This window comes from Bizionia saleffrena (assembly GCF_008086175.1).
GTDB lineage: Bacteria > Bacteroidota > Bacteroidia > Flavobacteriales > Flavobacteriaceae > Bizionia > Bizionia saleffrena.
The window spans coordinates 194,916-215,712 of the sequence record NZ_VSKM01000003.1 but is presented as its reverse complement, the minus strand read 5'-3'; the positions used below and the strand labels follow the sequence as shown (position 1 = coordinate 215,712).

Genomic DNA, 20,797 nt, shown 5'->3' with positions numbered 1-20,797 from the left:
ATTATTTATGATGTTAACTTTTGATTGTAAATTTTTTTATTTGAAATTAGCTCTGTAATAGTTTCACTCACTTCTTGAAAGTGTTTTAACTGCTCTTCAGAGACGTGATTTCTAATCGTGTTATTAAACGTTAACACACGATCTCTAGAATATTCTCGTTTTTCTTTACCGAACTCGGTTAAATAAATGAGAACACCGCGCCCGTCTTCGGGGTTTGGTTTTCTTTCAATTAATCCTAACTCTTCCATTTTTTTTAAGATGCGAGACAAACTAGTCGCTTCCATACCCATTATAGGACCTAACGAAGTGGAAGGGGTTCCTTTTTCTGGATCTATACTTAGTAATGTAAACCCAGTTGCCATTGTAGAATCGAACTTAGCGGCTTCTTCATTATACATTTTATTCACAGCTAGCCAAGTTGTGCGTAATAAATAATCAATGGTTTTTTCTTTCATTTTTTGATGCCCGTAATTGTATGATTACCAAATATAAGAAAAAATACTATGCACGCATAATAAATTGTAGTTTTTTTTAAGGTACAAAAAATGCCTCGAGTTCGAGGCATTTTAACTTTTATGATCTGTAAATTTTTTCTATAAGGTCTTTGTAAATTTCCTTAATTACTTTACGTTTCATTTTCATTGTTGGAGTAAGGTGTCCATCCTCAATTGTCCAAGAGTCTGGAGTGATTTCAAATTTTTTAATTTGTTCCCAATGGCCGAAACATTTGTTAACTTCATCTATTTCTTCCTGAATTCGCTCCCTAAGTTTTGGATTAGAGGTTAACTCTTCTTTTGTTTTTAAGGCATATTTATGTCTTTTAGCCCATTCTTCGACAAACTCATAATTAATCTGTATAAGAGCTGCTGGCATTTTTTCACCTTCGCCAATAACCATTATTTGTTCGATAAAGCGGGATTGTTTAAACTTGTTTTCTAATAGAGCAGGAGCTACATATTTTCCACCAGAGGTTTTAAACATTTCTTTTTTTCTATCGGTTATTTTCAAGAATCCATCACTATCTATTTCTCCAATATCACCTGTATAGAAATAACCACCTTTAATAACTTCGGCTGTTTTTTCTGGGTCTTTAAAATAGCCTTTCATAACATTCGGACCTTTTACCAGGATTTCACCGTCTTTAGCTATTTTTACTTCTACATTGTCTATGGTTTTTCCAACGGTTCCAACTCTAAAACCACCATCTCTCATATCATTTACAGAAATAACTGGAGATGTTTCGGTTAGTCCGTAACCTTCCATAATAGGTAATTCGGCAGCAGCAAAAACACGGGTAAGTCTTGGTTGTAGAGCAGCACTACCAGAAACCATTAAATCTAATTTTCCTCCTAAACCTTCTTTCCATTTACTAAATATAAGTTTTCTTGCTACTTTTAACTGGGTTTCATACCACCAACCGTTAGCGCCGTATGGTTCGTATTTTAATCCTAAATTTACAGCCCAAAAGAAAAGTGCCTTTTTAACGCCTGTAAGTTCGGCGCCTTTCGCAACAATTTTATCAAAGACTTTTTCGTATAAACGAGGCACCGCAGTCATAACATGAGGTTGAACTTCTTTTAGATTGTCGCTCATTTTTTCAATGGATTCGGCAAAATAAATTTCTACACCGCAATATTGGTATAAATAAAGAATCATTCGTTCAAAAACGTGGCAAACAGGAAGGAAACTTAAAGCTTTTGATTTTCCGTAATCAAAAGGGACACGTTTCTCACTATTTAATACATCCGACACAATATTTTGGTGCGACAGCATAACACCTTTAGGCTTTCCGGTGGTTCCAGACGTATAAATTAGGGTGGCTAAGTCGTCTGTTTTTATTGCTATTTTTCTGGCTTCAACCTCATTTTGGTTACTCGTGTCTGCACCTAATTCTAAAACGTCATTCCAACTTTTTTCATTAGCAACATCATCAAAGGTATATATGGCTTTAAGCTTTGTATTAGCTTTAATTAAATTTATTTTTTCTATAATACTAATATCTGAAACAAAACAATAAGTAGCTTCAGAGTGGTTTAAAATATAATCGTAATCTTCTTTCGAAATTGTAGGATAAATAGGTACGTTCTGGGCTCCAGTTTGCAAAATACCAATATCCATAATATTCCATTCCGTTCTATTGTTGGTTGAAATAACTGCAATTTTATCATTCGGTTGTACGCCTAAGCGCAGTAAGCCTCGACTAATAGTATTGGCTTTATCAATATATTCTTTAGTTGAAGTTTTAATCCATTTACCATTGTATTTAGTAACTAAAGCAGCATCCAAATTGTATTTTTCCAACTGGTAGTAGGGAAAATCGAAAAGTCTCGTGATTTCTTGCATAGGGTTATGTTATATTGTAGAGTTGCAAATTAAGAAAAGGAATGGTTATTTTAAAATTAGATTGATAAAAACATTTCACACTGTATTTTTTACGCTAAACCCGTTTAATCGCTTTTGTTATAAAGAGTTAAGCCGTGATTTTACTTTCGCATTTGCGTTTATTTGATTGATTAAATTTACAAATCTACTTTTAAATTAAATAAAATGGCATTTTAAAGCTGAAAAGTGTTTCGGCATTATCAAATTCGCGACATAATTTAAAAATACGTTGTAAATTACTACAATTATCTCTTTTACGTTGGAAAATTATAACTAAGTTATCCTTTTTATCTCATTATCGAAAGATTGCTATTTAATTCTGTGTTTGACACAATGAAGATTGCTATTTTTTTTATTAACGTCAATTGTTAAAGTCTTCTTTAATTGCTGTGTATAAGCTTAGATATAACGTAGTTTTGTAACCAATTTTTTTTATCGAATACTTTCTAGGCTTGTTCTAAATAACTCAAATTAGATTACATTTTAAATGGTTAAAAAACGAGTAAAACAAGTCACCTTTATTTTAATATTACTTATACATTTCTCTTTTTTAGGCTGGGTCCTTTTCGAGAAACAGAGTAATGGTTATGTAATACTCTGCTTTTTTATTATTACACTATTACTCGTTGTGACTTATGTAAAAAAGCCGGTGCGCCCACAACACCATAATTTAGATGAATTAAGCGCCATAATTTATGTGTTTATTGGCGCCATTTCTACGTATTTTTTACATACCTCTTTAAGCTTAAGTACTGTTCTTTCGGCTAGTATTGTTGGATTAACGGTTAGTTTTTTACCGAGCATTCTTAAAAATGATACCGTTGTAAAATCGATACCAGCGTCAATATATTGTGGTACTTTTGTTGGAATGACCAGCACTACGTTGGCTGCGGGTTATTTGTTTATTGTACTAGCGAGTGGCATAACAGGTCTTTTATTGGTGAGCGCTAATGGTGTTTTTCATAATATAGGCGGCAAGTTGGGGACCCTAGCTTTTGGTGGGGTTCTTGTCGTTTTTTTAATAACCTTTTTATTATCGTAATGAATTTAGAACTCTTATTATTAGTTGGATTGGGAGCTTTCTCTGCTATTGTGACCTTTATTTTACACACTAAATATAAGCAAAACACTGTTAGAGCCTCTGCTTTGGTCGGACTGTTTTCGAGCTTAGTGGTACTTATTTTTCCTGATGCTCTTTCAGCCTATCTTATTAAAAATATTCCATTAGTCGCTTTTGGAGCGTCATTTATAGGTATGGTGTCGTCTTCTGTTGTATCCAATTACTTTTTATTAGCGTGCTCTGGAAGTGTTTTTACCTTTGTGTTTTTAAAAGCCAATTCTGTATTTAGTGGCTTTGGTGGAGGTTTAGGAGTTGCTGCGTGTATTTCATTATTAGTTGTTTTAGCGCTACCCGTAATTTTTAAAAAAGCAATAAGATCCATTGTGTGGGTACACGTAAGAAAAAGCGTTACAAAATTTAAGGATTAGTTTACTTCAACATAAATTATGCAAAAAAAAAGAGCTATTTAGAATAGCTCTTTTCATCAATAGATTGATAACAAAACGTTACGTGTATATAAATTTATTTAATTATAAGTATTAAATGAATCCCTTAACTTTCATTCAATTTAAATAAACTTCACATAAGTTTGTCCAAAAATATGTAGAATTATACAGTTATTATTGTAAAAAATCGTAAATGTGAAAATATTTTAACGTTTAATATATTTCTTAAGAAATTCGTTATCTTTTTTAAAGAAATTTTTAGGTGTATCGTTCATAAATAGTTTGAAATCCTTATAAAAGTGAGCCTCGTCGTAATAGTTGTATTTAAAAATTAAAGTTTTTAAATTAATATCTTGGTTTTCGTACTTTTGCATAAGATTTAAAAAACGCGTTAATTTAATAAAGCGACCTGGCGTAAGACCTACCATTTTTTTAAATTTAGACTCTAACGTTTTTTGAGAAATCGCCATATCCTTGATTAACTGTTTAACGCTAATAAGTCCTTTTTTCTTAATAATTACATTGACGGCTTGATCGATTTCCTTAATATTAACATCTTTAGATTTAACTAAAATTTTGAGTGCTTTTTCGTACGCCAATAACGCTTCTCTTCCGTTACTTTCTGAATCTAAAACAGTAGCAACCGCATCATATAGCGGTCGTGAGACACTCTTTAAGGAGAGGTGTTTATGGCTTAATTTGGAAATATCTTTATTTAATAGTTTATAAAGTGTGGTAGGATGCAACACGATACCAACACCTTCATAGGCTTCGTTTGCCTCTATATTATAAGATCTAAAAAACTGTCCGGTTAAAACAAAGCCCTCAAGATTATAATCGTTTTCTGCAGTTTTAGCTTCAAGTTTTCCTTTCTGTCCAAACGAAATGGTTGGCTTCGCTATGGGTAATATAGTAGACTGGAAAGGAATTACTGAATTTGAAAAAGTAAGTTCAAAATACTCGTGTATTAATGCCGATTTATTTGCGGAATGATAAGTTTCGTAAGTCATTATTGGTTGGTAATTTAGAGTAACAGCGAATAACAAAAATACCATTTATTTTGTGGGGAAATTATTTAAGTAATAAAAATCTTACTTTTATGTGCGATTAACGGAATTTACCCTTTCTCTTATTGACTTCATCTCAAATTAAGGCAAAAAAAAAGGAAGCTTAATTAAGCTTCCTTTTCCTATTAAATGATATGTATTTTATTTCTGGTCCTCAATCCAAAGTCTAGCATTTACAAATGCTTCTAACCAAGGTGAAACTTCGTCTGTTCTGTTTTCTGGATAATTGGCCCAGTTCCATTCAAAGGTAGAGCGCTCTATGTGCGGCATCGTAACTAAATGTCTACCTGTTGTGTCGCACAGCATTGCTGTATTATAATCAGATCCGTTAGGGTTGCTAGGGTAGTTGTCGTAACCATATTTTGCCACCACATTATAGTGATTTTCTTCTTTTGGTAAGTTGAATTTTCCTTCACCGTGAGAAATCCAAACCCCTAAAGTAGCACCTTCTAAAGTGGATAACATTACAGAATTGTTCTTCTGAATATTTACAGAAGTAAAAGCGCTTTCGTGTTTTTTAGAGTCGTTATGAATCATTTTACCGTGCACATCGTGTTCTGGATTAATAAGATCAAGTTCCATAAATAATTGGCAACCATTACAAATACCAACCGATAGGGTGTCTTCTCTTTTAAAGAAATCTGTAATAACTTCGTTTGCTTTTTCGTTGTATTTAATAGCTCCAGCCCATCCTTTTGCCGATCCTAAAACATCACTGTTCGAGAAACCACCAACAGCTCCAAGAAATTGAATATCTTTTAAATCTTCGCGACCAGAAATTAAATCAGTCATATGTACATCTTTAACATCAAAACCGGCTAAGTACATTGCATTAGCCATTTCGCGTTCACTATTACTTCCTTTTTCTCTAAGAATAGCGGCTTTTGGTTTCTGCTTAGCGTGTTCTGTTTTTGGTAATTTACCAGTAAATTGTTTTGGGAAATTATATTTAAGTGGTTGCGTAGCATAGTTTTTGTAACGCGCTTCAGCTAACCCATTGGCGGTTTGCTTTTGATCTAATAAAAAGGACGTTTTATACCATACATCTCGTAATCTTGATACCGTTAACGTATGTACTTCATCTGTATTGATAATACTTAACACATCGCTATTTGTTGGTTTTCCAATGTTGAAAAACTCAATATTTGCATCTGCTAATACTTTTTCTATTGATTTGTCTTTCGCTTGAAATACAATTCCACAATTTTCAGAGAATAATAATTTTACCGAATCTTTTTCGGCTACGGCAGTTAAATCTAATTCGGCGCCTAAATTCACTTCAGCAAAACATAATTCTAATAACGTTGTAATTAATCCGCCCGAAGCCACGTCGTGCCCAGCGATTATTTTTCCGTCCTTAATTAATTGCTGTATTGTATTAAACGTCGTTTTAAATTGAGATGCATTCTTAATGGTCGGTGTTTCTTTTCCTACTTTATTTAGAATTTGTGCAAAAGCACTTCCTCCTAATTTAAAAGCATCTTCCGACAAATTAATATAATAGATATCACCTCCGTTTACCTTTAAAACAGGCTCAACAACTTCAGAAATATCGTTACAGTTTCCAGCCGCAGAGATAATAACAGTACCGGGAGAAATCACTTCCTCACTAGGGTATTTCTGCTTCATAGATAAAGAATCTTTTCCTGTTGGAACATTAATCCCTAAGTCTATAGCAAATTCTGAAACAGCTTCTACTGCTTCGTATAATCTTGCATCTTCACCTTCGTTTTTACAAGGCCACATCCAGTTTGCCGATAAGGAAACCGACTGTAAACCGTCTTTTAACGGTGCCCAAATTATATTGGTAAGCGACTCTGCAATGGCATTTCTACTTCCTGCTTTAGGACTAATTAATCCTGAAATAGGAGAGTGCCCAATAGCGGTTGCAATACCTTCTTTACCTTTAAAATCTAACGCCATTACACCACAGTTGTTAAGTGGTAATTGTAAGGTTCCAGCACATTGTTGTTTGGCAACTTTACCTCCAACAGATCGGTCTACTTTATTAGTTAACCAATCTTTACAAGCTACGGACTCTAGCTGCAATACTTGATCGATATAATGTAATATCTCGTCTGGATTGTAGGTTACCTCTTCGTAATTTCTATTTACAGTAACGTCGTTCATTATTGTTTTTGGCGAACTTCCAAACATATCCTCAAGCGCTAAATCCATAGGCTTTTCGCCAGTAGTTTTAGACTCAAATGTAAATCTATTATCAAGTGTTACATCGCCAACAGTATACATTGGGGAGCGTTCCCGTGCGGCAATACGGCTTAGTGTATCTAAATGTTTTTCAGCAATAACTAATCCCATTCTTTCTTGAGACTCGTTACCAATAATTTCTTTAGCCGATAATGTTGGATCGCCAACGGGAAGTTTATCTAAATCGATTTTTCCTCCGGTATCTTCAACCAATTCCGACAAACAGTTTAAATGTCCTCCAGCGCCGTGATCGTGAATAGAGACTATAAAATTTTCTTCGCTTTCTACCATTCCTCGTACAGCATTGGCAGCACGTTTTTGCATTTCAGGGTTAGAACGTTGTACTGCATTTAGCTCAATTCCTGAAGCAAATTCTCCAGTATCGGCACTAGAAACTGCAGCGCCACCCATTCCTATTCTATAGTTTTCACCACCAAGAATTACAATTTTATCACCTTCTTTTGGTGTGTCTTTTAAAGCTTGATCTGCTTTGGCATAACCAATTCCACCAGCTTGCATAATCACTTTATCGAAACCTAATTTTCTAGCGTCTTCTTCGTGCTCGAAAGTGAGTACAGAACCGCAAATTAATGGTTGTCCGAACTTGTTTCCAAAATCCGACGCTCCATTACTGGCTTTAATTAATATGTCCATTGGCGTTTGGTATAACCAATCGCGTTCTTTCATTTGTTGTTCCCAAGGTCTAGTGTCTTCTAATCGTGAATAAGATGTCATATAAACCGCTGTTCCGGCTAATGGTAACGATCCTTTTCCTCCTGCTAAACGGTCTCTGATTTCTCCGCCAGATCCAGTTGCAGCACCATTAAAAGGTTCTACAGTTGTAGGAAAGTTGTGCGTTTCTGCTTTTATAGAAATTACAGATTCGTACTCTGTAGTGGCGTAAAAATCTGGCTTATCGGCAGTTTTTGGCGCAAATTGTTCGACTACAGGGCCTTTTACAAACGCTACGTTATCCTTGTAAGCAGAGACAATAGTGTTGGGGTGTTTTTTAGACGTTTCTTTTATTAATTTAAAAAGAGAGGTTTCTTTTTCTTCGCCATCGATAATAAAAGTACCATTAAATATTTTATGTCTACAGTGTTCTGAATTGACTTGGCTAAAACCAAAGACTTCAGAATCGGTTAATAGACGACCAATTTTTGCAGAAACGCCTTCAAGGTATTGTACTTCTTCGTCGTTTAGCGCTAAGCCTTCTTTTTCATTATAAGCTGAAATATCGTCGATGTATAAAATAGCTTCAGGCGTACTATTTATGGTGAAAGACTCTTGGTTTAAGCCTTTATAGAGCTCAGAAATCATAGGGTCGAACTCTAAAAAACCTTCAGTTGAAGCTAAAAATTCTTCAATTCTAATTATTCCAGAAATTCCCATATTCTGAGTGATTTCTACTGCGTTTGTACTCCAAGGTGTTATCATCGCTACTCTTGGTCCAACAAAAAAAGCATCTAAAGATGCGTGGTCAATTTTTGGTTGGTTCCCAAATAACCACGTTAATTTTAAAATGGTCTCAGTCGATAATTCTTTTGCTGTTTGTACTGCAAATACTTTGCTGTTTACGTTTCCAAAGAAATGAATCATTGTATGTTAAATTGTGTTGTTGTTTGTAAAATGCAAATTTAGCTTTTTTAATGATATAGTATATTAAAAAATCACGCATTATTTTATAGGTTATTCACGTGGTTATTAACCATAAAAAGCGACACAAAAATCGCTATTTAATTAATGTAGTACTAGAGGTGTTATCAATTAAATTAAATACACTCCTTGTTAGAGGTTATAAACAGCCTAAAAGAGTGAAATGTAGGGATTTAGTAATAATGGTTAGCGCATATCCTATGCGTAGAATTTGGGTGCACCCTTATTTTGAGAGTTGTTTTAGAAGGCGAATTGATTTGTGTAGAGTAACGTGTTCAAGTTAAATGGTTTCTCTAAACACAATCGTTACCAGTAGTGTTTAAAATAATTACAGCCATAATGGTGCCATCGAAATTACAACAACAAAGTGTAGTTGTTTTTGCCCTAGCCCTGTAAGATATTCTGGCTTTTAATTAACCATTAATGATAGATTTACCTTAAAAATGGATAGTAGGTTAATGTTGTATCGTCATTATTAACTGTTCTCTAACTTAAAGAACTTTAGCGGAAATTAATGTTGCAAATTTAGAGTTTCTTACGTCTAAAATGATTGGTTTTCTATTAAAATATTTATCAGCTAATGATAATTGTACGCTCTATGTTAGGGTGTAAACTAGTACTGTACCTTATTTTATTCCATTGTATAAAAGTAGGTGTCTAGAGACGACTTAAGATACTTATAAACCCATAACCGTTATTTATTGCAATAAAACAAGTGGATAAAATGTCTTTTGTGGTACCAATACTCCCTTGTAAATGCATTTTTAGAGTAAAGCTTATTCCTGCGGTAAAGTCGTAACTACCAGCAGGAATTTTGAGCTATTGAATAACGTTAATCACTAAAGAGATAAAAGCTCGTAATAGCGTTTCATCGGTATTAAGGATACCATTATTTTCTTTCTAATAGGGCCATATAAAACCCATCAAATCCAGATTTGTGCGACAATACTTTTTTGTCTTTTATAAAAGTAAATTCTTTATTCGATTCTAAAAAAGTTTTTACTTGGTTTTCGTTTTCCGAAGGTAAAATAGAACACGTGGCGTACACTAATTTCCCCCCTGGTTTTACCATTCTAGAATATTGTTCTAAAATTTCTTGTTGTGTTACTTTTATTTTTTCAATGAATTCTGGTCTTAATTTCCATTTGGCATCGGGGTTACGTCTTAATACCCCAAGTCCAGAACATGGAGCATCAATTAAAACACGGTCTGCTTTATCGTGCAATTTTTTAATAGGCTTTGTAGAGTCTATTACACGAAATTCTATATTATGAGCTCCAGCACGTTTTGCACGACGCTTTAATTCTTTAAGCTTGTTTTCGTAAATATCCATTGCAATTATTTGGCCTTTATTTTCCATAAGTGCTGCCATATGCAATGTTTTTCCTCCCGCTCCTGCGCAAGTGTCTACCACTTTCATTCCTGGTTTAACCTCTAAAAATTCGGCAACTAATTGCGAAGAAGCATCTTGAACTTCGAACCATCCATTTTGAAACGCGTTGGTAGTAAATACATTGGAGCGTTCTTTTAATTTTAAAGCATCAGGGTATCCTTCAATAGATTCCGTTTCTACATCTAAATCAAAAAGTTCGGTTTGTAATTTTTCTTTTGTCGTTTTAAGTGTGTTAGTTCTTAAAATAACATCGGCTTGTTCATTTAAGGCTGTTGCTTCTTTATTCCATACGGCTTCACCAAGTTCGCTAACAATAAGCTCGTCCATCCAATCGGGAATAGATTCTTTTATCTTTCTAACTTTAGAAAGCTCGTCGAAACGTCCTTTTATTTTACGTAAAGGTGTCCCTTCAAAGTATTTCCAGTCTGGCAATTTAATACCTCTTAACGTCGCCCACACTGCGAACATTCTCCAAACATCGTCGCGACTAAATGGTTCTTTTACATCTGCAATTTCTGCGTACAAGCGTTTCCATCTTACAATGTCGTAAGTCGTTTCAGCAACGAAACCTCTATCGCGACTTCCCCAACGTTTATCTCTTTTTAATAATTGTTGTACAACTTTATCGGCGTACATACCCTCGTTAAAGATTAGTAATAAACCGTCAACCGTTGCAAAACATAAATTTCTATGTAATCTCATTTTTGTGTATTCGTTGTCAATCTTCTATAATTAGAAGCGTATTTTTCTGTAAAATTGATTTGAATTAAAGCGGTTAACGCTTCAAATTCAGCCTGCAAAGTTACATTAAAAGCTTCGAATAGACGACTATTTTTTAATTATCTGTATTATATTATCTTCACCAAAAATATAAAAATGAAGACTAAATTACTAGTATTACTAACAATTGTATTATGTTACGGTTGTAAGAAAGATTATAAAAATGAAGCCTCTGGCGTAAGCGAAAGACCTTCGGAAATAGTTAAAAAATCATTTTCTGAAGTTGAAATTGCTGTGTTACTTAACGATTCGATATTAAATATCAGGGCTTTAGAATTGCTTAAAAATGATGCTGGTTGTTATTTCTTAACTTCGGAAGGCCTAGCAGGACAAATAAAAACGCCCGATTTAAATAACGTGTTCTTAGATGAAATTACGTATCCAATTACAGTAGACGCTGATAAAAAGGGCTTAAATTTTAGAGCGTTGGCGGTGACTACAAACGCTAATTTTGGAGTTACAGTGGGGAGTCCAGCGTATGTATATAAAATTGACGATTCCGGTGCATCATTAGTGTATCAAGAAAACCATAAAAACGCATTTTACGATGCTATGGCTTTCTGGAATGACAACGAAGGTATTGCCATTGGAGACCCTACCGATTTGTGTATGAGCATTATTGTGACCCGTGATGGTGGGGAGACGTGGACTAAAATAGAATGTGGCAATTTACCAAGGGCTAAAGACGGTGAAGCAGCTTTTGCAGCAAGTAATACCAATATTAAAATTATAGGCGATAACACGTGGGTAGCGACAGGAGGGAAGTCTAGTCGCGTGTTGTTTTCTTCGGATAAAGGGCAAACGTGGAGTGTCTTTGAAACACCAATTGTACAAGGCTTACAAACCACCGGAATGTATTCAATAGATTTTTACAACGATAAAATAGGGTATGCCATTGGTGGTGATTATACAAAACCTGATGGCAATGCGGTAAACAAAATTAAAACCAACGATGGCGGCAAAACGTGGCAAGTAGCTGCAAAGAATAAAGCGCCGGGCTACAGAAGTTGCGTACAATATGTGCCAAATAGCAACGGTGAAGGTTTAGTTGCTGTTGGTTTTAAGGGTATTGATTACTCTAATGATAGTGGTGAAAATTGGATGCATTTAACGAACGAAGGGTTTTACACCATAAGGTTTGTTAATGATAGTATTGCATATGCAGCTGGAGATAAACGCATAGCAAAACTTAATTTTAGATAATAATTAGAAAGGCAAATAAAAAAGCAGCCATTGGCTGCTTTTTTATTTTTTAACTTCCTTTTTATGGCGCTCTTTAAACTCATCGATCATTTTTTTTCGGAAAGAGCGATTCGCTTGAATGACTTTAATAATTTTTTTAGCGGACAAAACACTTTCTAATTTGGCATAATACTCTTTTTGATTGGAGTAATAATCGTCCTCAATTTTAAGAAGGGTATTTAAATATTTCTTTGCGGCAATCTCAGAGATGCCTTCTAAGTTTTCTTTTTTACGCTCTTTAGACGCTTCGTGAAGCGTATTACGTTGTGCTTCGTAAGTATTATATAGCGGCCAAAAGGCTTGTGCTTCTTGTTGCGTAAAACTTACTTGCTCTGTAATATGTGCAACTTTTAGTGTTTTTAATTTATCTCTATCTATTTTGCCATCGTGGTGTTGTGCAGAAACGTGATGAGTAAAAAGGACGAGCAGTGCTGTTATGAGTAGGTATTTCATTTTAGTCTAAAATTAATTCATCAAAATCTTCATTATCTAATAAAGAGTCTATGGTATCTATATTCAAATCGTAATCTATAAATTGAGATTCGGTTAATTCTGAGTTAGAAAAAAGGTGCGATAATTCGCTGCTATTGGCTTCTTCTAATAAATAACTATCTAAAGTGGCTGTGCTTAGAGCGTTGAAATTTAAGTCTTTTTTAAATAGGTTCAAGCTGAAAAACACCAATAAAGCTGCGGCAATACTTCCAAAAGATAGTATTACTTTTTTATACAGTGGTAATACTTTTGTTTCCTTTTTTAGAGTAGGTGAAATAACCTTAAACGTTTCAAAATAATGGTCTGGAGTTTTAAAACCAGATTGTGGCACCTCTTTTTTTAAGCGTGCAGTAGTTTGTATATTGATTTCGAACGCTTCAAAGTAATTTTGAGGCGTTTTAAATCCGGTATTTTTTATAGTATGTAATCCTTTGTTTTTCATTCTATTACTAAGACTGATAAAAAGTCAAAAAGTTTAATGTGCTATTAAATACGCTTCAATTTTTTTTGATGCTAAATGGTAAGAGGCCTTTAAAGCACCTTCGCTCGTCTCTAATATTTCAGACAATTCCTTATATTTTAAATCTTGAAAATATTTCATATTAAAAACCAACTGCTGTTTTTCGGGTAATGTGGCAATAGCTTGTTGCAATTTTAATTGAATCTCGCTGCCTTCAAAATATACATCCGATTGTAAATTATTTAGGGCTAATTCCTGAGCTTCTTCATTAGAAATATGTAAACGTTTCGCGTTTTTGTTAATTAATGTTATCGATTCGTTAGTTGCAATACGGTACAGCCACGAATATAACTTGCTGTCTCCATTAAATCCATTAATGTTTTTATACACTTTAATAAACGTGTTTTGTAAGACATCGTCGGCATCATCATGAGATTTTACAATATTACGTATATGCCAATACAAACGCTCTTTGTAAAGCGTAACTAACTCTTTAAAAGCGGCGTCTCTATTGCTGTTAGACTGTAATTGTAATAAAAGCTTTTTTTCTTGTGTCACAAACACTATTTTGCTTTAGACTTTACTTTTGTGTAAAAGTTTAAATATTATTTAATTATTTCCCGTGTAAAATTCAGTTTCTTTTAAAATTGTGTAAATACTGAACTATACATTTTAGTTGATATAAAAACAGAAATGATTTTTTATTACAAACGATCTCGGTAAAAGTTTCAATGCGTTTGCTTTTTAATCTTATTCAAAACTCTGCATTTCTACAAGACGTTTATAAATACCATTTTTAGCAATCAATGTGTCGTGTGTTCCTTGTTCTGCAATTTCTCCTTTTTGCATCACAATAATTTCGTCTGCATTTTGAATTGTCGATAAACGGTGGGCAATTACAATTGATGTTCTGTTTTTCATCATATTGTCTAAAGCCACTTGCACTAAACGCTCACTCTCTGTGTCTAACGCCGAAGTTGCTTCGTCTAGAACCATAATAGGGGAGTTTTTAAGTACGGCTCTCGCAATACTTAAACGTTGTTTCTGTCCGCCAGAGAAATTATTACCAGCATCGCCTACATTAGTTTCAATGCCTAAAGGTAAGTCTTTAACAAATTCCCAAGCATTTGCTATTTTTAAGGCATCAATAACTTCTTTATCGGTAGCGTGTTCTTTGCCAATAAGTATGTTGTTTTTAATGGAATCATTAAACAAAATAGAATCTTGAGTGACTAAGCCCATTAGATCGCGTAACGAATGAATGTCTAAATCTTTAATATCTATATCATCAATTAAAATACTGCCTTCATTTACATCGTAAAAACGCGTTAATAGATTGGCAATCGTACTTTTTCCACTTCCCGATTGGCCAACCAAAGCAACGGTTTTTCCTTTAGGAACAGTTAAGCTGAAATTTTTGAGTACGTTGTCGTTGTCATATCTAAACGTGATATTATTAACGTGTATTCCTTTTGTAAAATCGGTTTTATTGATAGCATTAGGCTTTGCTGCAATGGCATCTTCCTGTTCTAATATTTCAAAAACACGCTCGGCTGCTGCTAAACCGTTTTTTACAGAATACGACGCTTTAGAGATGGCTTTTGCAGGGGTTAAAATATTATAAGCTAATAATAAATACACCAAGAACAGTTCTCCTTCTAAGGTTTTATCCACAAGAACCAAATTACCACCATACCACAATAACGTCGCAATAGTAACAATACCCATAAACTCACTCATTGGTGAGGCTAAGTTATTTTTATTACCAATACTATTCGATAATTTTAACAAGCGATCTACCGAGCTATTAAATTTAGTTCTAAAATTGGATTCGGCGTTATAACTCTTTACAACTTTAAGGCCGGTTAAACTTTCTTCGACTATAGAGATTAATCGACCCGATTCTTGTTGCGCTCGTGTAGATTTAGATTTTAGATTTTTACCAATTCTAGAGATTATAAAACCAGAGATTGGAATAAAAATAAACACGAAGAGTGTAAGTTCTACACTAATACTTAGCATTGCATAAATGGCGAATAAAATGGTTAAAGGTTCGCGAACAATAAGCTCTAAAATAACGAAAAATGAACTTTGTACCTGCCCGATATCGCCCAACATTCTAGCCATTATATCCCCTTTACTACGTTTAGAATAAAACGGAATTGGTAAACTGATGATTTTATCGAACATTGTTTTACGTAAATCGCTTAAGACACCATTTTTTAGATGCATCATATGTAACGATGCTAAGTAATTAAACAGATTTTTTAATAAAAACGTAGTGATTACTAAGCCAACGGCCAACAGTAAAGAGTAGTGTGGGCCGTAGTTCTCGTTTAGATTTGAAATATGATAGAAAAACGATTCTTTGGCGTAATCTGCAATGTTCCAGAGGTCTGTGTATTCTGGTTTTGTTAGTATTTCGGGTGTAGCGTCAGTTTTTTTTTGAAACAACACTTCTAACAACGGAAACATCGTAATTAATGATAAGGTGCTAAAAAAAGCGTAAAGCACATTAAATATAACATTCCAAACAATATTAGTTTTATACGGTTTAGTATATGGAATTATTTTTTTTAGATTTAAATCCATTTAGTTTAATTGCATATCTTTTATGATAGCCTCAATTTTGGTTTCTAATTCAGTTTCTTTATCTTGAAAATCTATTGCGGCTTCTAAAACCGTATTTACACTGATGTAAAATTTAATTTTGGGTTCGGTGCCACTTGGTCGAAGTGCAATTTTACTGCCATCTTCGGTATAATATATTAAGACGTTAGATTTAGGGATGTCTAACGCTTCTATTGTATTAGTTGCAGTATGTATTGCAGTTGATGATTGATAATCTTCAATTTTAATCACTTTTGAACCATTCACGGTTTGCAACGGATTTTCGCGTGCAGTAATCATCATTTGTTTAATGTCTTGAGCGCCTTCAATTCCTTTTTTGGTCATTGAAACTAAACGTTCTTTAAATAACCCGTAATCCACATATAAATCGATTAATTTCTTATATACCGAGCTGCCTTCCGCTTTAGCTTGAGCAGCCATTTCGCAAATTAATAGCGTAGCAGTAACGGCGTCTTTATCGCGTACAAAATCGCCAACCATAAACCCAAAACTTTCTTCTCCACCACCAATAAAATCTAGCTCTGGGAAGTCTTTAATCATTTTAGCAATCCATTTAAAGCCCGTTAAACCTACTTTTAATTCCACATTATAAGCATCGGCAATATTTTGCATCATTGGTGTAGAAACGATGGTGCTGGCAATAAACTCTTTACCTTTAATTCTGTTACTCTTTTTCCATTGTTCGGTTAAAAACGCGGTCATTAACACCATAGTTTGGTTGCCGTTAAGTAATACCAATTTGTTATCAAGGTTTCTTACGGCAACACCTAAACGGTCGCAATCGGGGTCTGTACCAATAACGATATCTCCGTTGGTTTTTTCTGCTAATTCTAAAGCCATTTTTAAAGCTTCAGGTTCTTCGGGGTTTGGTGATTTAACGGTAGGGAAATCGCCATTTGGAACACGTTGTTCTTCAACAACAGTAACGTTTTTATAGCCTGCACGTTTTAAGGTTTTGGGAACTACTGTTATAGAAGTACCGTGCAGCGAGGTGAAAACAATATTTAAATGGTCTTTGTCGGGCTGAGGCGTGTTGAAACTACCATTTTTAACCGAGGCATTTATAAAAGCATCGTCAATAGCTTCACCTATATATGTTATTAGTTTTTCGTTTGGTTCAAATTTAATTTCGGCGTAATCAAGTGCGTTAATTCGCGCAATTATTTCAGCGTCTTCTGGCGGTACTAACTGTCCGCCATCTTGCCAATAGACTTTGTAGCCGTTATATTCTGGTGGGTTGTGTGATGCAGTTAAAACAATACCACAATGACAATTTAAATGTTTTAAAGCAAAAGATAGTTCTGGAGTAGGGCGTAAGTCTTCAAATAAAAAGACCTCTATATTATTGGCCGAAAACACATTGGCAACCACTTTAGCAAGTGCTTTACTATTGTGTCTACAGTCGAAAGCAATTGCTGCTTTTAATTGTTCTCCAGGAAATACGGTATGCATATAATCGCTTAGTCCTTGGGTGTTTTTTCCTAAAGTATATTTATTAATACGATTGGTGCCAATGCCCATAACACCTCTCATTCCACCAGTTCCAAACTCTAAATTTTTATAAAAACTTTCTGTTAATGTTTGTGAGTCTTCAGCAATAAGATGTGTAATATAATCTTGGGTGTCTTTATCGAAAGTGGGCGTTAACCACGTGTTTACTTTTTTTAAGACTTCAGGCTCTATGTGTATCATATTATAATAGTAAGGCGTATTGAGATAAACTAAATATGTGTTTTTTGTGCTAAAATAAGCATAATAACACGGTTAGTAAAGGAGGTTTAAAAATTAAGCTCTTTTTTAACGAGGTAGCGTTTTTTATCGGGTCTGTTTCGTAGAATGATCTCACCTAAAAAGCCTGCAATAAAAAATTGAGAACCAATTACCATAGTGATTAAGGAGATGTAAAATTGAGGTTTTTGGGTGATTAATCTACCGTAAGGGTGCAAAAATAATTTATCGATACCTAAATAAACGGCAAAACTTAAACCAATAGCAAACATAATAACCCCTAAAGCGCCAAACAAATGCATAGGGCGTTTACCAAAGCGCGTAATAAACCAAATAGTGATTAAATCGAGGAATCCGTTTATAAAACGCTCCATTCCAAATTTCGTTTCCCCGTATTTCCTGGCTTGGTGTTGTACGACTTTTTCTCCAATATTTATGAAGCCTGCATTTTTTGCCAATACAGGAATGTAGCGGTGCATTTCACCATTAACATCAATATGTTTTACCACGCTGTTGCGGTACGCTTTTAAGCCGCAATTAAAATCGTTAAGTGTAACACCCGATGTTTTTCTCGCTGCCCAATTAAATAATTTAGAAGGTAAGTTTTTAGTCAGTTTATTATCGTAGCGTTTCTTTTTCCAGCCGGAGACCAAATCGAATTTATCGTTTACAATCATATTGTAAAGCCCAGGTATTTCTTCTGGATTGTCTTGTAAGTCGGCATCCATTGTAATAACAACGCTGCCTTGTGCTTTTTCAAATCCGGCATGCAGGGCTTGAGATTTCCCAAAGTTCTTTAGAAATCGAATTCCTTTAACGTTATTATCTTCCTTAGAAAGTGTTTCAATACGTTTCCAAGAGCCATCGGTGCTACCGTCATCTATAAAAATGATTTCATACGAAAAATGATTGGACTGCATAACTTTAGCGATCCAATCATATAATTCTTTTAAAGATTCTTTTTCGTTAAGTAGTGGTATGACTACTGATATATCCATGCTGTGCATTTGAAATTTAATGCTTCAAATATAAGGTTATTATGCGTTTTTAACTATTAAACCAGTTATTAACGATACAACAAGTCCGAAAAATATAGAGCCTATCAAACTAATCGTACTAATGAAACCCGGAGAAGTAAAAATATTCATCAACGACAAGGCTTGTTCTTCTGCGTCTGCAGTCATCTCTGTACCAGATTTATAGATATCTTCTAAGGCGTTTTCTCTAATGGTTGTAATAAATTCAGGATTAATAAATGAATAATGAATATATGTAAAAAGAGCAATTAAAAGGCCCCCAATTGCAGCCGTAGCTAATCCCGCTTTCATTGATTGACTTAAAGTAATAGCATTTCCATTTTCCTTTTTGTAGGCAATTACAGAATACGCTATAATCCCTACTGTACCCAACACATTAACGATGGTTAAGATTATATTGCTATCCGTTTCCATAATATATAAAGAAACGATCATAGCGATACCCAGAAGCGCATAATAGACTCCGTAGGTATATGCAATTGATTTAAATGATTGTTGTGGAGATTCCATATTTTTCGTAGTTTTGTAGTTAATTATAGTTGATTAGTAATCAAAGATAAGCAAACGTTACAGAAAAAGATTAAATATTTTTAAAGAAAAGGTTGGTAATAAGTAAAATTTACTTAAATTTGCACCTCGAAATTAGAATACAATTAAAGCATTTAGCGATGAAAAAAGATATACATCCAGAAAATTATAGATTAGTAGCATTTAAAGACATGTCTAATGAAGACATATTTTTAACTAAGTCTACGGCTAACACGAACGAAAAAATTGAGTTCGAAGGTTCAGAATACCCATTAATAAAAATGGAGATTTCTAGAACATCTCACCCGTTTTACACAGGTAAGTCTAAATTAATTGATACCGCAGGTCGTATCGATAAATTCAAAAACAAATACGCGAAATTTAAAAAATAATTTTAGCAGTTTTACCATATTAAAAGCCTTTCATTTACTGAAAGGCTTTTTTGTTGTGCGTAATATATTTACTTTTGGAATACATAACCAACTCAACACCCAATGAACTATATTCTTTTTGACGGCCCAGCAAGAAATCAATTACTGCCTTTTACTTATACGCGTCCGGTGGCCGATATTAGAGTTGGTATTTTGACGATTAGAGAAAAATGGGAGCTGCATCTAGCAACTACCACCACCACAATTACCGAAGAATTTTTATCTGACAAATACCCAATGGTGGAGCTGCCAGAAAATGTACTCATTAATTCTTCATATTGTCCTACGCCTCAATTAGTAGAATTGGTTAAAGGACTAAAAGAAAATCAAGCCATTTTTAAAGACGAAGATGTTATTGCTTTTTTTACCAAAGAGTCGCAAGAGGATATCAATTTAGAAACTTTTGAAGCTATAGAGTTTACAGATAACTGCCTGAAGATAGAGTATACTTGGGACATTTTTTCTAAAAATGCCGAAGCCATTGCTTTAGATTTTGCGTTTTTAACACAGAACAGACAGTCGGAACCTATTCCGGCATCAAACAATGTCATTGCGCCAGAAAACGTATTTATAGAGGAGGGAGCTAAACTAGAATTCACCACTTTAAACGCCAGTTCGGGGCCTATTTACATCGGTAAAAATGCTGAAATTATGGAAGGCTCTGTTGTACGAGGTCCGTTAGCTTTATGTGATAATGCGACTTTAAAATTAGCATCAAAAATTTATGGCGCGACGACGGTTGGTCCGTTTTGCAAAGTAGGAGGAGAGGTTAATAACTCTGTTTTAATGGGCTATTCTAGTAAAGGACACGATGGTTTTTTAGGAAATTCGGTATTAGGTGAATGGTGTAATATTGGCGCAGATTCTAATACTTCTAATTTAAAAAACAATTATGCAGAAGTAAAACTTTGGGATTACGACACCGAGAAATTTGCTAAAACAGGACTACTGTTTTGCGGTTTAATGATGGGCGATCATAGTAAATGCGGAATCAATACGATGTTTAACACCGGTACTGTAATTGGTGTGAATGTTAATATCTTCGGAAGTGGCTTTCCTAGAAACTTTGTACCGAGTTACAGTTGGGGCGGTAGTGCAGGATTTACCACTTATAAAACCGATAAGGCCTTTGAAGTAGCCAAAGTAGTAATGTCTAGACGCACTATGGAATTCTCCCAAAAAGATAAAGCGATATTAGAATTCGTATTTGAAGAGACTAAGAAATTTAGAAGACAATAGTTTTAAGAGTTAAATAA

17 protein-coding genes are annotated in these 20,797 nt (G+C 34.3%); 5 read left to right on the top strand and 12 right to left on the bottom strand.

Features of this window, described 5'->3' with window-relative positions:
* Positions 1-5: 5 nt before the first annotated feature.
* Positions 6-455, bottom strand: coding sequence for a MarR family winged helix-turn-helix transcriptional regulator (locus tag ES676_RS03900; protein ID WP_148368734.1), 450 nt, complete (start codon positions 453-455; stop codon positions 6-8).
* Between the two features lie 118 nt (positions 456-573).
* Positions 574-2,343, bottom strand: coding sequence for an AMP-dependent synthetase/ligase (locus tag ES676_RS03895; RefSeq protein WP_148368733.1), 1,770 nt, complete (start codon positions 2,341-2,343; stop codon positions 574-576).
* 667 nt (positions 2,344-3,010) lie between these two features.
* Between ES676_RS03895 and ES676_RS03890 the strand changes: the two genes are divergently transcribed.
* Both ES676_RS03890 and ES676_RS03885 read left to right on the top strand, forming a co-directional pair.
* Positions 3,011-3,424 carry a hypothetical protein gene (locus ES676_RS03890; protein ID WP_246130292.1) on the top strand — a complete coding sequence of 138 codons (414 nt, stop codon included), beginning with the start codon at positions 3,011-3,013 and terminating at the stop codon, positions 3,422-3,424.
* The gene (locus tag ES676_RS03885) at positions 3,424-3,870 is read left to right on the top strand and encodes a hypothetical protein (protein ID WP_148368731.1); all 447 of its coding nucleotides are present in this window, start codon (positions 3,424-3,426) and stop codon (positions 3,868-3,870) included. The genes ES676_RS03890 and ES676_RS03885 overlap by 1 nt, the downstream gene beginning before the upstream one ends.
* A gap of 224 nt (positions 3,871-4,094) precedes the next feature.
* On the opposite strand, the gene ES676_RS03880 is transcribed toward ES676_RS03885, so the two are convergent.
* From ES676_RS03880 to ES676_RS03870, 3 genes are all read right to left on the bottom strand, one after another.
* Positions 4,095-4,898, bottom strand: a complete 804-nt coding sequence (locus ES676_RS03880; RefSeq protein ID WP_170234420.1) for a helix-turn-helix domain-containing protein — start codon at positions 4,896-4,898, stop codon at positions 4,095-4,097.
* 198 nt (positions 4,899-5,096) lie between these two features.
* Positions 5,097-8,762, bottom strand: coding sequence for a phosphoribosylformylglycinamidine synthase (gene purL / locus ES676_RS03875; RefSeq protein ID WP_148368729.1), 3,666 nt, complete (start codon positions 8,760-8,762; stop codon positions 5,097-5,099).
* Between the two features lie 946 nt (positions 8,763-9,708).
* Positions 9,709-10,914: an RsmB/NOP family class I SAM-dependent RNA methyltransferase gene (locus ES676_RS03870; RefSeq protein WP_148368728.1), complete on the bottom strand. Its 1,206-nt coding sequence runs from the start codon at positions 10,912-10,914 to the stop codon at positions 9,709-9,711.
* Positions 10,915-11,088: 174 nt separating this feature from the next.
* On the opposite strand from ES676_RS03870, the gene ES676_RS03865 reads away from it, so the two are divergent.
* Complete coding sequence (locus ES676_RS03865) at positions 11,089-12,195, top strand: WD40/YVTN/BNR-like repeat-containing protein (RefSeq protein ID WP_148368727.1); 1,107 nt, start codon at positions 11,089-11,091, stop codon at positions 12,193-12,195.
* Positions 12,196-12,237: 42 nt separating this feature from the next.
* Here the strand turns inward: ES676_RS03865 and ES676_RS03860 are convergent, their stop codons facing one another.
* The 7 genes from ES676_RS03860 to ES676_RS03830 all read right to left on the bottom strand — a co-directional run bounded on the left by ES676_RS03860 (position 12,238) and on the right by ES676_RS03830 (position 19,092).
* Complete coding sequence (locus tag ES676_RS03860; RefSeq protein WP_148368726.1) at positions 12,238-12,687, bottom strand: hypothetical protein; 450 nt, start codon at positions 12,685-12,687, stop codon at positions 12,238-12,240.
* Position 12,688: 1 nt separating this feature from the next.
* Positions 12,689-13,168: a hypothetical protein gene (locus ES676_RS03855; RefSeq protein WP_148368725.1), complete on the bottom strand. Its 480-nt coding sequence runs from the start codon at positions 13,166-13,168 to the stop codon at positions 12,689-12,691.
* Positions 13,169-13,201: 33 nt separating this feature from the next.
* Positions 13,202-13,744: an RNA polymerase sigma factor gene (locus ES676_RS03850; protein ID WP_148368724.1), complete on the bottom strand. Its 543-nt coding sequence runs from the start codon at positions 13,742-13,744 to the stop codon at positions 13,202-13,204.
* A 192-nt stretch (positions 13,745-13,936) separates the two neighbouring features.
* On the bottom strand, positions 13,937-15,778 hold the full coding sequence (locus tag ES676_RS03845; RefSeq protein WP_148368723.1) for an ABC transporter ATP-binding protein: 1,842 nt from the start codon (positions 15,776-15,778) through the stop codon (positions 13,937-13,939).
* Entirely contained in the window at positions 15,779-17,509 is a 1,731-nt protein-coding gene (locus ES676_RS03840; protein ID WP_148368722.1) for a phospho-sugar mutase, read from the bottom strand.
* An 86-nt stretch (positions 17,510-17,595) separates the two neighbouring features.
* Entirely contained in the window at positions 17,596-18,543 is a 948-nt protein-coding gene (locus tag ES676_RS03835; RefSeq protein ID WP_148368721.1) for a glycosyltransferase family 2 protein, read from the bottom strand.
* A 39-nt stretch (positions 18,544-18,582) separates the two neighbouring features.
* Positions 18,583-19,092 (bottom strand): DUF4199 domain-containing protein, encoded by a 510-nt coding sequence (locus ES676_RS03830; protein WP_148368720.1) that lies wholly within the window; start codon positions 19,090-19,092, stop codon positions 18,583-18,585.
* Between the two features lie 158 nt (positions 19,093-19,250).
* On the opposite strand from ES676_RS03830, the gene ES676_RS03825 reads away from it, so the two are divergent.
* Together ES676_RS03825 and ES676_RS03820 are read left to right on the top strand one after the other, a co-directional pair.
* Positions 19,251-19,502: a type B 50S ribosomal protein L31 gene (locus ES676_RS03825; protein ID WP_148368719.1), complete on the top strand. Its 252-nt coding sequence runs from the start codon at positions 19,251-19,253 to the stop codon at positions 19,500-19,502.
* Positions 19,503-19,604: 102 nt separating this feature from the next.
* Entirely contained in the window at positions 19,605-20,780 is a 1,176-nt protein-coding gene (locus tag ES676_RS03820) for a GlmU family protein (RefSeq protein WP_148368718.1), read from the top strand.
* The last annotated feature ends 17 nt before the right edge of the window (positions 20,781-20,797 follow it).

What these genes read in the sequence shown, in the direction of transcription:
- ES676_RS03835 (WP_148368721.1), bottom strand. Translation starts at nt 18,543, where the DNA reads ATGGATATATCAGTAGTCATACCACTACTTAACGAAAAAGAATCTTTA.
- ES676_RS03865 (WP_148368727.1), top strand. Translation starts at nt 11,089, where the DNA reads ATGAAGACTAAATTACTAGTATTACTAACAATTGTATTATGTTACGGT.
- ES676_RS03845 (WP_148368723.1), bottom strand. Translation starts at nt 15,778, where the DNA reads ATGGATTTAAATCTAAAAAAAATAATTCCATATACTAAACCGTATAAA.
- ES676_RS03825 (WP_148368719.1), top strand. Translation starts at nt 19,251, where the DNA reads ATGAAAAAAGATATACATCCAGAAAATTATAGATTAGTAGCATTTAAA.
- ES676_RS03885 (WP_148368731.1), top strand. Translation starts at nt 3,424, where the DNA reads ATGAATTTAGAACTCTTATTATTAGTTGGATTGGGAGCTTTCTCTGCT.
- ES676_RS03840 (WP_148368722.1), bottom strand. Translation starts at nt 17,509, where the DNA reads ATGATACACATAGAGCCTGAAGTCTTAAAAAAAGTAAACACGTGGTTA.
- ES676_RS03880 (WP_170234420.1), bottom strand. Translation starts at nt 4,898, where the DNA reads ATGACTTACGAAACTTATCATTCCGCAAATAAATCGGCATTAATACAC.
- ES676_RS03860 (WP_148368726.1), bottom strand. Translation starts at nt 12,687, where the DNA reads ATGAAATACCTACTCATAACAGCACTGCTCGTCCTTTTTACTCATCAC.
- ES676_RS03870 (WP_148368728.1), bottom strand. Translation starts at nt 10,914, where the DNA reads ATGAGATTACATAGAAATTTATGTTTTGCAACGGTTGACGGTTTATTA.
- ES676_RS03895 (WP_148368733.1), bottom strand. Translation starts at nt 2,343, where the DNA reads ATGCAAGAAATCACGAGACTTTTCGATTTTCCCTACTACCAGTTGGAA.
- ES676_RS03820 (WP_148368718.1), top strand. Translation starts at nt 19,605, where the DNA reads ATGAACTATATTCTTTTTGACGGCCCAGCAAGAAATCAATTACTGCCT.
- ES676_RS03830 (WP_148368720.1), bottom strand. Translation starts at nt 19,092, where the DNA reads ATGGAATCTCCACAACAATCATTTAAATCAATTGCATATACCTACGGA.
- purL (WP_148368729.1), bottom strand. Translation starts at nt 8,762, where the DNA reads ATGATTCATTTCTTTGGAAACGTAAACAGCAAAGTATTTGCAGTACAA.
- ES676_RS03900 (WP_148368734.1), bottom strand. Translation starts at nt 455, where the DNA reads ATGAAAGAAAAAACCATTGATTATTTATTACGCACAACTTGGCTAGCT.
- ES676_RS03855 (WP_148368725.1), bottom strand. Translation starts at nt 13,168, where the DNA reads ATGAAAAACAAAGGATTACATACTATAAAAAATACCGGATTTAAAACG.